9 protein-coding genes and 1 pseudogene are annotated in these 11,336 nt (G+C 74.6%); 4 read left to right on the top strand and 6 right to left on the bottom strand.

What is annotated here, in order from left to right; all coding sequences use genetic code 11:
- A pseudogene (locus tag AC5FZL_RS11940) lies at positions 1 to 665 on the bottom strand (hypothetical protein); the annotation flags it as partial.
- Positions 666 to 763: 98 nt separating this feature from the next.
- On the opposite strand from AC5FZL_RS11940, the gene AC5FZL_RS11935 reads away from it, so the two are divergent.
- Positions 764 to 3,256: a DNA gyrase/topoisomerase IV subunit A gene (locus AC5FZL_RS11935; RefSeq protein WP_493618882.1), complete on the top strand. Its 2,493-nt coding sequence runs from the start codon at positions 764 to 766 to the stop codon at positions 3,254 to 3,256.
- A 13-nt stretch (positions 3,257 to 3,269) separates the two neighbouring features.
- Here AC5FZL_RS11935 and AC5FZL_RS11930 read toward each other — a convergent pair whose 3' ends face one another.
- Together AC5FZL_RS11930 and AC5FZL_RS11925 are read right to left on the bottom strand one after the other, a co-directional pair.
- On the bottom strand, positions 3,270 to 4,706 hold the full coding sequence (locus AC5FZL_RS11930; RefSeq protein WP_493618881.1) for an APC family permease: 1,437 nt from the start codon (positions 4,704 to 4,706) through the stop codon (positions 3,270 to 3,272).
- A 69-nt stretch (positions 4,707 to 4,775) separates the two neighbouring features.
- Positions 4,776 to 6,887, bottom strand: a complete 2,112-nt coding sequence (locus AC5FZL_RS11925; protein ID WP_493618879.1) for a DNA gyrase/topoisomerase IV subunit B — start codon at positions 6,885 to 6,887, stop codon at positions 4,776 to 4,778.
- A 295-nt stretch (positions 6,888 to 7,182) separates the two neighbouring features.
- Between AC5FZL_RS11925 and AC5FZL_RS11920 the strand changes: the two genes are divergently transcribed.
- From AC5FZL_RS11920 to AC5FZL_RS11910, 3 genes are read left to right on the top strand one after another with little or no spacing between them, the layout of a single operon-like run.
- Complete coding sequence (locus AC5FZL_RS11920) at positions 7,183 to 7,404, top strand: DUF7455 domain-containing protein (protein ID WP_493618878.1); 222 nt, start codon at positions 7,183 to 7,185, stop codon at positions 7,402 to 7,404.
- Between the two features lie 40 nt (positions 7,405 to 7,444).
- A complete protein-coding gene (locus tag AC5FZL_RS11915; RefSeq protein ID WP_493618876.1) occupies positions 7,445 to 7,927 on the top strand; it encodes a DUF456 domain-containing protein in 483 nt (160 codons plus the stop codon).
- 45 nt (positions 7,928 to 7,972) lie between these two features.
- On the top strand, positions 7,973 to 8,311 hold the full coding sequence (locus tag AC5FZL_RS11910; RefSeq protein ID WP_493618884.1) for a DUF8819 family protein: 339 nt from the start codon (positions 7,973 to 7,975) through the stop codon (positions 8,309 to 8,311).
- Between the two features lie 6 nt (positions 8,312 to 8,317).
- On the opposite strand, the gene AC5FZL_RS11905 is transcribed toward AC5FZL_RS11910, so the two are convergent.
- From AC5FZL_RS11905 to AC5FZL_RS11895, 3 genes are all read right to left on the bottom strand, one after another.
- The gene (locus AC5FZL_RS11905) at positions 8,318 to 9,040 is read right to left on the bottom strand and encodes a potassium channel family protein (protein WP_493618874.1); all 723 of its coding nucleotides are present in this window, start codon (positions 9,038 to 9,040) and stop codon (positions 8,318 to 8,320) included.
- Positions 9,033 to 10,415 (bottom strand): TrkH family potassium uptake protein, encoded by a 1,383-nt coding sequence (locus AC5FZL_RS11900; RefSeq protein WP_493618872.1) that lies wholly within the window; start codon positions 10,413 to 10,415, stop codon positions 9,033 to 9,035. Before AC5FZL_RS11900 ends, AC5FZL_RS11905 begins: the two co-directional genes overlap by 8 nt.
- 211 nt (positions 10,416 to 10,626) lie before the next feature.
- Positions 10,627 to 11,289: a flagellar brake protein gene (locus AC5FZL_RS11895; RefSeq protein WP_493618870.1), complete on the bottom strand. Its 663-nt coding sequence runs from the start codon at positions 11,287 to 11,289 to the stop codon at positions 10,627 to 10,629.
- Positions 11,290 to 11,336 lie beyond the last annotated feature (47 nt).

Here is an 11,336-nt window from a genome sequence, read left to right as displayed (position 1 = left end):
GAGAAGAGACGGCCCCAGCTGCTCGCTCCGCGGCCGGGCAGGGCGAGCAGGCGGTCGGCCAGGGCCGCCGCGAGCGCCACCGCCGCCGCGGCCCCGGTGGCGTACGCGTCGGGCTCCACCGAGCCGAGGCCCAGCAGGTCGAGGGCGGCGGCGGCCGCCAGGCAGATGACGAGCAGCGCCACGGCCAGGACGGCCAGCGCCTCGGCGCTGGCCCGCAGCGACCGGCCGGCCGCCAGGCGGCTGGCCGCGGCCGCGGCGGCGGTGAGGGCGAGCAGCACCGCCGTCTGGCCGGCCACGCCGAGGGAGGACCAGACCACCGCGACGAAGACCACCGCGGCCACGGCCACCAGGAGGACGCCGGCGCCGAGCAGCAGCTGCTGCGCGCCCCGACGCGGGGTCTCCGGGCCGGGGGCGGGTGCGAAGGGCACGGGCTCGGGTGCGGGCACGGGTGCGGGCGAGGGCTGCGCGGTGCGCGCGGCCCTCGCCGCGGCGAGCAGCTCCTCGCGACGCGCGCGCAGCGCGCCGAGGCGGCGGTCGACCTCCCACAGCTCGCGGGCCGCCGCGCTGTCCAGGGGCAGGTCGCACGCCGGGCAGCGCACGGCGCGGGGCGCCAGCGGCGCGCCGCAGTCGGGGCACGGCACGGGCTCCCGGGGGCTCTCTCCCACCCGCGGAGCATGGCAGCGGCGAGGTCCTCCGCGGCGCCGTCCACACCTTCGTCCCGTTCTGCACCGCACTGTCGGCCCAGTCGGGGAGGATGGACGCCATGGCCCGACGCACCTCCAGCACTCCCCCGCCCCCCGAGGACTACACCGAGCGCATCCTCGAGGTCGACGTCGACGAGGAGATGCGCGGGTCGTTCCTGGAGTACGCCTACTCGGTCATCTACTCCCGGGCCCTGCCCGACGCGCGCGACGGCCTCAAGCCGGTGCAGCGCCGGATCCTCTTCCAGATGGCGGAGATGGGCCTGCGCCCCGAGCGCGGCTACGTCAAGAGCGCCCGCGTCGTCGGCGACGTCATGGGCAAGCTGCACCCGCACGGCGACACCGCCATCTACGACGCCCTCGTGCGGATGGCCCAGCCCTTCTCGCTGCGGGTGCCGCTCGTCGACGGCCACGGCAACTTCGGCTCCCCCGACGACGGTCCCGCGGCGTCGCGGTACACCGAGGTCCGCATGGCGCCGGCCGCGGTCGTCATGACCGAGGGCCTCGGCGAGGACGTCGTCGACTTCGTGCCCACCTACGACAACAGCGGCACCCAGCCGGCCGTGCTGCCCTCGGCGATGCCGAACCTGCTCGTCAACGGCGCCAGCGGGATCGCGGTCGGCATGGCGACGAACATGCCGCCGCACAACCTCGTGGAGGTCGTCGCCGCCGCCCGCCACCTCATCGCCCGCCCGGACGCCACCCTGGCCGACCTCATGCGGTTCGTGCCCGGCCCCGACCTGCCCACCGGCGGCCGGATCGTCGGGCTGGACGGCATCCGCGAGGCGTACGCCACCGGCCGCGGCACCTTCCGCACCCGCGCCAGCGCCCGGATCGAGGACATCACCGCCCGGCGCAAGGGCATCGTCTTCACCGACCTGCCCTACACGGTCGGCCCCGAGAAGGTCATCGACAAGGTCAAGGACGCCGTCCAGGCGAAGAAGCTCCTCGGCGTCGCCGCCATCACCGACCTCACCGACCGCGCGAACGGCACCCAGCTGGTGGTCGAGGTCAAGACCGGCTTCACGCCCGAGGCGGTGCTCGAGCAGCTGTACCGCCTCACCCCGCTGGAGGACTCCTTCGGCATCAACAACGTGTGCCTGGTCGACGGCCAGCCGCGGACCCTGGGACTGCGCGAGCTGCTGCAGGTCTACATCGGGCACCGCCTGGAGGTCGTCCGCCGGCGCAGCGCCTACCGGCTGGCCCGCCGCCGCGAGCGCCTGCACCTCGTCGAGGGGCTGCTCGTCGCGGTCCTCGACATCGACGAGGTGATCCAGGTCATCCGGGCCGCCGACGACGCGGCGGTCGCCCGCACCCGGCTCACGGAGGTCTTCGACCTCTCCGAGCTCCAGGCGGACCACATCCTCGAGCTGCGGCTGCGCCGCCTGACCCGCTTCTCGCGGATCGAGCTGGAGACCGAGCGCGACCAGCTCGTGGCCGAGATCGCGGCCCTGGAGCTGCTCCTCGGCGACGAGCAGCTCCAGCGCGAGGCGGTCTCCGACGAGCTGGCGCAGGTGGCCCGCGAGCACGGCGACGCCCGGCGGACCGTCCTGCTGGAGTCCGCTGCGGCTCCCACCGCGGCGGTGCCGCTGCAGGTGCTCGACGAGCCCTGCTGGGTGCTGCTGTCCGCCACCGGGCTGCTGGCGCGCACCGCCACCGCCGACCTGCCCGCCCCCGGCGCCGCGGGCGCTGCCGCGGCGCGCTCCGCCCACGACGTCCTGCGCAGCGCGGTGCGCACGACCGCCCGCGGCGCGGTCGGCGCGGTGACCAGCCGCGGGCGCGTGCTGCGCCTCGGCGTGGTCGACACCCCCGTGCTGCCCCCCACCGCCGGGTCGCCCTCGCTGTCCGGCGGGGCGCCGCTGAGCGAGTTCCTCACCCTCGCCGACGGCGAGTCCGTGGTCGCGCTGTGCACCCTGTCCACCGGCCCGGACGCACCGGGGCTGGCGCTCGGCACCGCACAGGGCGTGGTCAAGCGAGTCGCGCCCGAGGCCGTGGGGACCCGCGAGGCGTGGGACGTGATCGGACTCAAGGACGGCGACGCCGTCGTCGGGGCGGTCGAGGTCCCTGCCGGGGCGGCGGAGGGCACCGACCTCGTGATGGTCACCAGCGACGCGCAGCTGCTGCGCTTCAGCGCCGACGCCGTGCGCCCGCAGGGCCGCGCCGCCGGCGGCATGGCCGGCGTGCGGCTCGCGGCGGGGGCCCGCGTGGTCGCCTTCACGGCCGTGCCCGCCGCCCGCGAGCGCGACCTCGTCGTGGTCACCGTGGCTGCCGCGAGCGCGGCCCTGCCCGGCACCGACCCGGGCACCGTGAAGGTGGCGCCCTTCTCGGAGTACCCGGCCAAGGGCCGGGCCACCGGCGGGGTGCGCTGCCACCGCTTCCTCAAGGGCGAGGACGCCCTCGCCCTCGCCTGGGTCGGGCTGGGCCCGGCGCGGGCCTGCGCGGCCAGCGGCCAGCCCGTGCCGCTGCCGCCGGCCACGGGCCGGCGCGACGGCTCCGGGACGCCGCTGGACCAGCCGGTCCTGGCCGTCGACGGGCCGCTCACCGTCGAGGGGTGAGCGCGGCGCGGCCTCAGCCGAGGTGGCTGGGGTCGCGCACGTAGGTGCGCCGGGCGTGCAGGGCCCGGTTGGCCACCCAGGTCAGCGCCCACAGCAGCACGCCGAGGGCGAGCAGGCCCCCGGCGATCTGGTACTGCTGCGCGGGCCGCTCGACCAGCGGCGTCACCAGGTAGCCGCAGATGACGATCCCGATCCACGGGACGACGGTGGGGGCCCGGAAGTGCCGGTGCTCCACGTGGTCGCGGCGCAGCACCAGCACGCAGACGTGGACGACGGTGAAGACGGCCAGGAGCAGCAGCGAGGTCGTCCCGCCGAGGTTGGCCACCGCCGAGGACTCCCCGCCGGCGCTGACCACGGTGATGAGCACCAGGCTCAGGCAGGTGGTGAAGACCACGGCCGTCCACGGCGTGCGGCGCCCGTGCAGCACCCGCCCGAGCCAGCCCGGGAGCACCCCCTCGTGCGCCATGCCGTAGAGCAGCCGCGAGGCCATGAGCATGTTGAGCAGCGCGGAGTTGGCCACGGCGAACATCGTCACGAGCGCGAAGATCCGCATCGGGAAGCCGGGGGCGCCGATCTGCACCACCTGGAGCAGCGGCTGGCTGCCCTCGCTGAGGTCGGCCAGCGGCACCACGGCCACCGCGACGATCCCGACGAGGATGTAGAGCACGCCCGCGAGGCCCAGCGCCAGGAACATCACCTTCGGGAAGGTGCGCACGGGGTCGCGCGTCTCCTCGGCCATGTTCACCGAGTCCTCGAAGCCGACGAGAGCGAAGAAGGCCAGCGCGGTCGCGGCGGTGATCGCCGAGAAGGGCGAGGCGCCGTCGGCGAGGTCGATCTGGCCCGCCCGCGACAGGTCGCCGTCCCCGCCGAGCAGCGCCCACGCGCCGATCGCCAGGACGATGAGCAGGCCGCTCAGCTCGATGCAGGTGAGCACGGCGTTGGCCTTGACGCTCTCCCCGACCCCGCGCAGGTTGACCGCCGCGACGCCGAGCATGAACAGCAGGGCGACGGTGGTCACGACCACCACGCCGGGGGTCTCCACCCCGAAGAGGGTCAGGGTGTTGGCCGAGAAGGCGCGCGAGGCGGTGGAGGCGGAGGTGATCCCCGAGCTCATCACCGTGAAGCAGACGAGGAAGGTCAGGAAGTGCACCCCGAACGCCTTGTGGGTGTACAGCGCGGCACCGGCGGCGCGGGGGTACTTGGTGACGAGCTCGAGGTAGCTGCACGCGGTGAGCAGCGCGACGGCGAAGGCGACGAGGAAGGGGATCCACACCGCACCGCCCACCTCGCCGGCCACCTGCCCGGTGAGGGCGTAGATGCCGGTGCCGAGGACGTCGCCGATGATGAAGAGGAGCAGCAGCTTGGGCCCGAGCACCCGCTTCAGCTCGGGCCGCTCACCGCTGTCGGCAGCCGGCGACGACGCGTCGGCGGGAGGGGCTGCGCTGGCCATGGGCCGTACTGTGCCCACCTCCGCCGCCGCTGTCGCGCCGGAAACCGGATCGTCCTGCCCCGGGCGCGCTCAGACGTCGATGCGGTCGGCGTCCAGCGCCGCGGCCCCCTCGACGATGAAGTCCTTGCGGGGAGCGACCTCGTTGCCCATGAGCAGCTCGAAGACGCGCTCGGCGGCCTCGGCGTCCTTGATCCCCACGCGGCGCAGGGTGCGGTGGCGGGGGTCCATGGTGGTGTTCGCCAGCTGGTCGGCGTCCATCTCCCCGAGGCCCTTGTAGCGCTGGATGTCCTCCTTCCAGCGCTTGCCGCTCTTGCGCAGGCGCTCCAGCAGCGCGGTGAGCTCGGCCTCGGAGTAGGTGTAGACGTACTCGTTCTTCGCCCGGCCGGAGCCGATCACCTCCACCCGGTGCAGCGGCGGGACGGCGGAGTACACCCGGCCGGCCTCGACGAGCGGGCGCATGTACCGGAAGAACAGCGTCAGCAGCAGGGTGCGGATGTGGGCGCCGTCGACGTCGGCGTCCGCCATGAAGATGATCTTCCCGTAGCGGGCGGCGTCGAGGTCGAAGCTGCGGCCGGAACCGGCGCCGACCACCTGGATGATCGCCGCGCACTCGGCGTTGCGGAGCATGTCGGCCACCGAGGCCTTCTGGACGTTGAGGATCTTGCCCCGGATCGGCAGCAGCGCCTGGTGCTCGGAGGAGCGCGCGAGCTTGGCGGTGCCCAGCGCGCTGTCGCCCTCGACGATGAACAGCTCGGAGCGGTCGACGTCGTTGGTGCGGCAGTCGGCGAGCTTGGCCGGCAGCGAGGACGTCTCCAGGGCGTTCTTGCGCCGCTGGGTCTCCTTCTGCTGGCGGGCGCTGACCCGGGCGCGGGTCTCGGCGACGACCTTGTCCAGCAGCAGGGAGACCTGGTTCTTGGTGCCCTTCGCCGGGCTGGCGAAGACGGCGGTGAGCTCCTTCTCCACCACGCGGGTGACGATGGCGCGCACGGCGGCGGTGCCCAGCACCTCCTTGGTCTGGCCCTCGAACTGCGGCTCGGCCAGCCGGACGGTCAGCACGGCGGTCATGCCGGCCATCACGTCGTCCTTGTCGGGCTTCTCCTCCTTGGCGCTGACCTTCAGGCGGCGGGCGTTGGTCTCGACGGCCTTGCGCAGGGTGCGCAGCAGGGCCGCCTCCATGCCCGCGACGTGGGTGCCGCCCTTGGGGGTGGCGATGATGTTGACGAAGCTGCGCAGCTCGGTGTCGTAGCCGGTGCCCCAGCGCAGCGCGAGGTCGACGGCGCACTCGCGCTCGACCTCGCGGCTGACCATGTGGCCGCGCTCGTCGAGCACGGGCACGGTCTCGGTGAACCGGCCGCTGCCCTGCAGGCGCCAGGTGTCGGTGACCGCCGGGTCGGTGGCCAGGTGCTCGACGAACTCGGCGATCCCGCCGTCGTGGCGGAAGACCTCCTCCGAGGGCCCGGACTCCCCCGGCGTGCCGGGCAGGCGGCGCTCGTCGCGCACGCGCAGCGTCAGCCCCGGGACGAGGAATGAGGTCTGGCGGGCGCGGGTGACGAGCTCGTCGTAGCTGAAGGCCGCCTCGCGCAGGAAGACCATCGGGTCGGACCAGTAGCGCACCCGGGTGCCGGTCACGCCGCGCTTGACCTTGCCCGCCACGCGCAGCACCGAGGCGTCGGTGAACGGGGTGAACTCGGCGTCCGGGCCGTCGTCGGGCGCGCCGCTGAAGACGCCGGGCTCGCCGCGGCGGAAGCTCATGGCGTGGACGAGACCGCCGCGGTCGACCTCGACGTCGAGGCGGGACGACAGGGCGTTGACGACGCTGGCGCCGACGCCGTGCAGGCCGCCGGACGCGGTGTAGGAGCCGCCGCCGAACTTGCCGCCGGCGTGCAGCTTGGTGAAGACGACCTCGACGCCGCTCAGCCCGGTGCGCGGCTCGACGTCCACCGGGATGCCGCGGCCGTCGTCGCGCACCTCCACGGAGCCGTCGGCGTGGAGGACGACGTCGATGCGGGTGCAGTGCCCGCCGAGCGCCTCGTCGACGCTGTTGTCGATGATCTCCCAGAGGCAGTGCATGAGCCCGCGCGAGTCGGTCGACCCGATGTACATGCCCGGGCGCTTGCGGACCGCCTCGAGGCCTTCGAGCACCGAGAGGTGCCGGGCGGTGTAGTCGCTGTCCACAGGCACCCCGTCAGGGTAACCAGCAGCGGCGACAGCCGGGGCCGGGTCGGCGCAGCTCGAGGCCGTCGGCGCGTCCGCTCCTCGCGAACGCCCGAGACGCCCCATCCTGGGGGTGCGGGCGCGCTCGCCGACCGGTCCGGCTCGTGCCCGGACCCCCCGGACGGGTTACGCGCACGGCGAACCGGTGCGATCGGCCCACCGGGAAGCGCCCGGCGGTGGTTGGATGTTGGAACTGGTGAGCGCCAGCCGGCGCACACCACCGGATGCCGATGGCACCCGATCGCACTCCGGAAGGGGCGACGTGACCGCTGTACTCACGACTCCGCAGCTGACGACCGCCGAGCGGTGCGACCGCTGCGGCGCCCAGGCCTACGTCCGCGTGCTCCTGCCCTCGGGCGGGGAGCTCCTGTTCTGCGCCCACCACGGGCGAGAGCACGCCGCCAAGCTGCGGGAGGTGGCCGCGGAGATCCAGGACGAGTCCGAGCGCCTCACCGCGCCCGCGGCCCCGGCCCCGGAGCGCTGACCCGCTCCACCACGAACGCACCGCTCAGGAGGGCGCCGGCGTGAGCGCACTGACGCTCGTCGCCGGCGCCCTCGTCGTCCTCGGGCTGGTGGGGATCGTGGTCCCCGTCCTGCCCGGCTCCCTGCTCGTCGCGGCCGGCGCCCTCGTGTGGGCCCTCGGCGCCGGCGACGCGGCCGGCTGGGTGGCCCTGGCCGCCGCCGCGGCCCTGCTCGTCGCCGGGAAGGTGCTCTCCTACGGCCTCGCCGGGCGCAGCCTCGTCGCCGCCGGGATCCCGCAGCGGTCCCTCGTCGTCGCGGGCCTGGCCGGGCTGGTCGGGTTCTTCGTCGTCCCCGTGGTGGGCCTGCCGCTCGGCGTCGTGGCCGGGCTCTACGCGGCCGAGCGGGTGCGGCTCGGGCCGGGGGCGGCGTCCTGGCGGAGCACCCTCGTGGGGCTGCGGGCGGTGGTCATCGCCCTCGTGGTCGAGCTGGCCGCGGGCCTGGCGGCGGCCGGCTGCTGGGTGGCCGCCGTGGTCGTGCACGCGTGAGCAGACCGAAGAGGAGCAGGAGGAGCGGTGGCTGAGGACCCCCTCATGGACGCCCGCGCCCGGGTGGTGCACGACCTCGTGGCCACCGGCCTGGACACCGCCGCGGTCGTGAGCACGGTGGAGGACGCCGTCGCCGAGCGCGCCTGGTGGGTGCAGCAGTGGCCCGACGGCACCCGGTACGTCGCCGGGCAGGTCGCCCAGGACGTGCAGGAGGCCCTGCTGGAGCAGCACGGCCTGCGCTGGCCGCCCTGCCCGGGGCCGCCGGCGTGCGAGCACCCGGACCCGCACGAGCTGCGGATCACCCCCGACCTCGGCGAGGACCCGCAGTGGGTGTGCGAGGAGTCCGCGCTGGCGGTGGCGCCGCTGGGCGGCCTGCGGCCCTGAGCCGGCTCAGGAGCGGGCGAGGCGGCTGAACCGCTCGGTCGCCTTCACCGAGCCGGCGGCGATGACGGTGTCGCCGCGCGAGAGCACCGTCTGCGCGGTGGCGTGCGTCCACGCCTCACCGCCGACGCGGACCGCGACGATCGTCACGCCGTAGCGCTTGCGCAGGCCGGTCTCGCCCAGCGGCTGGCCGAGCAGCTCCGCCGGCGGCTCGATCGTCACCATGGCGAAGTCGCCCTCGAAGTCGATGTAGTCCTTCATCGCCCCGTGGACCAGGTGCGCCACCCGCCGGCCCATGTCGTTCTCCGGGCGCACGACGTGGTGGACGCCCAGCTGGGTGAGGATCCGCGCGTGGGCCTCGCTCGTGGCCTTCGCCCACAGGTCCCGGACGCCGAACCCCACCACGAGGGAGGCGGTGAGGATGCTCGCCTCCAGGTTGCTCCCGATGCCCACGACGACGGTGTCGAAGTCCGGCACCGCGAGCTGGCGCAGGGCGTCCTCGCGGGTGCAGTCCGCGCGCACCACGTGGGTGAGCTGGCCGTGCAGGGACTGCACGAGGTCCTCGTCGTCGTCGATCCCGAGGACGTCGACCCCCGCCGCGACGAGCTCCAGCGCGAGCGCGCGCCCGAAGCGGCCCAGGCCGATGACGGCCACGGAGTCGGTGTGGGCGAGCCGGGCGGCGCTGCGCGGGCCGGACGGCTGCGCGACGCGCGAGATCGGGTTCCTAGCCAATGATCGGCCTCTCCTCGGGCAGCTGGTACAGGCGGCTGCGGCGGCTCAGCGCCAGGGCGGTGGCGACGGTGATGGGGCCGAGGCGGCCCACGAGCATCAGGACGACGAGCAGCACCTGGCCCGACGTGGGCAGGCGCTCGGTCAGGCCGGTGGAGAGCCCCACCGTGGCGAACGCGGAGATCACCTCGAAGAGCACCTCCTCCAGGGGGGCGCGCGAGATGAGCGTCAGCGCCAGGGTGGCAGCCGCCACGGCGCCGGTCGCCAGCAGCACGACGCTGATCGCCTGGCGGTGCACCGAGCGGGGGATGCGGCGTCCGAAGGCGTTGACGGCGCTGTCGCCGCGCGCCTCGGCGTAGATGACGAAGAACAGCACGGCCGCCGTCGTGAGCTTGATCCCTCCGCCCGTGCCGGCCGGGCCGGAGCCGATGAACATGAGCGCGTCGAGGACCAGCCAGGAACCGCGGTCCAGGCCGTCGATGGGGCCGGTGGTGAAGCCCGCCGAGCGGGGGACGACCATCTCGAACGCGCCAGCGAACAGCTTCTGGCCCGTGCTCAGCGGGCCCAGCGTCGCGGGGTTGTTCCACTCCAGCGCCGTCGAGAGCAGGCTCCCCAGGGCCAGGAGGATGCCGCCGGCCCACAGCACCAGGACGGTGTTGAGGCTCCACCGCCGCGGGCGCCGCAGCTCGCGGCTGAGCTCGAGCAGCACGGGGAAGCCCAGGCTCCCCAGGACGACCGCCGCCCCGATCGGGAGCAGCACCAGCGGGTCGCCGGCGAACTGCTCGAGGCTGTCGGGGTAGAGCGCGAAGCCGGCGCTGTTGAACGCGGAGATCGAGTGGAAGGCGCCCAGCCACAGGGCTCGCAGCGGCGGCTCGCCGTACCCAGCGGCCAGCCGGGCGGCCAGCAGGGCGGCGACGACGACCTCGATGACGAGGCTGATCCGCACGACGCTGGACACCACCGAGCGCAGGTCGCCCGGCCCGATGCTGCGGGACTCCTCGAGGGCGCTGATCCGCGTCGACATGCCGAAGCGGCGCAGGGTGAGCAGCCCGAGCAGCGACGCCGACGTCATGATCCCCAGGCCGCCGATCTGGATCAGCACGAGGATGACCACGTGACCCAGCGGGGTCCAGTGGTCCGCGGTGTCGACGACGGTCAGGCCGGTGACCGACACCGCTGACGTGGCGGTGAACAGCGCCTCGAGCAGCCCGGCGCCGCCCTCCCCCGCCTTGGCCAGCGGCACCATCAGGGCGGCGGTGCCGGCGAGGACCACGACGAGGAACGCGGCCACGATGAACTGGGCCGGGGAGGACGGGCGCAGCGACCGCGGGACGGCGAGCAGCCGGCTGCGGAGGTCGGCGTCGGGGCCGTCGGGCACCGCAGGACCCTAGCGCTGCCGGCCCGCGCGCCGGAGCCCGAGGACCGGCGTCAGAAGACCAGCAGCAGCCCCAGGACCAGCCCGGTGAGGACCAGGGAGACGAGCAGGGAGCCGAGGCAGCCCAGGCGGTTGTTGAAGAAGAGGAGCACCGCCCCATCCTCAGCGCCGCCGGGCGAGCGCGCACGGCGAGGACGGGGTGGTGCCCGTGGCGTCAGCGGCGCGCGAGGCGCTGCCAGGCGAAGACGAGCTGCCGCACCCGGGAGGCCACCGCCTCGGACAGGTCGTCGAAGGTGATCACCACCTCGGTGCTCCCGTGCGGGTGGGTGGCGCGGAGCACGACGCCGGACAGGACGAGCACGGTCGAGCCCGCCTCGATCCGGCACTCGACCTCCTCACCGGAGGCAGCCGGCACCCAGCTCGGCAGCACCGCGCGGGTGCCGCCCTCGCTGAGGTCGGCGACGACGCCGGTCTGGCGCTCGCGCTGGGCGCGGGACCAGGTGATCTCGATGCGAGCCCCCGGCGCGGCGGCGCGCACGTGGTTGCGCCGCTGCTCCAGGTGCGGCTCCTCGGCCGGCTCGAGCCACCAGAGGGGCACGTCGCCGCGCTCGGTGCTGCGCAGCACGACCGGCACCGACCAGATCCCGCGGGCGGAGGGCCACCGCAGCTCGTAGCCCGTGCCGGCGCGCGCGCCGACCCGCCAGGTCGGGCTCCCGGGATCGGCGACGGCGAGCAGTCCGCGCGCGTCGTCCTCGATCCGGGTGACGCAGTCCTCCCCGTCGGAGCGGACGATCACCACGCGCTCGTTGATGTCCGGCCACGCCGTCATGGCGCGCCACCCCCTGCCGTGCTCGTGCTCCCCGGCCCGCGACGTCACGCCGCGCACTCGTTCCTCATGACTATCGGCAGGCGGAGCGGCTCTTG

The sequence above is a fragment of the Quadrisphaera sp. DVD1 genome (assembly GCF_058932755.1).
The sequence above is the reverse complement of the archived record's forward strand: the minus strand, read 5'-3'. Positions and strand labels throughout refer to the sequence as shown.

What these genes read in the sequence shown, in the direction of transcription:
- AC5FZL_RS11935 (WP_493618882.1), top strand. Translation starts at nt 764, where the DNA reads ATGGCCCGACGCACCTCCAGCACTCCCCCGCCCCCCGAGGACTACACC.
- AC5FZL_RS11910 (WP_493618884.1), top strand. Translation starts at nt 7,973, where the DNA reads ATGGACGCCCGCGCCCGGGTGGTGCACGACCTCGTGGCCACCGGCCTG.
- AC5FZL_RS11930 (WP_493618881.1), bottom strand. Translation starts at nt 4,706, where the DNA reads ATGGCCAGCGCAGCCCCTCCCGCCGACGCGTCGTCGCCGGCTGCCGAC.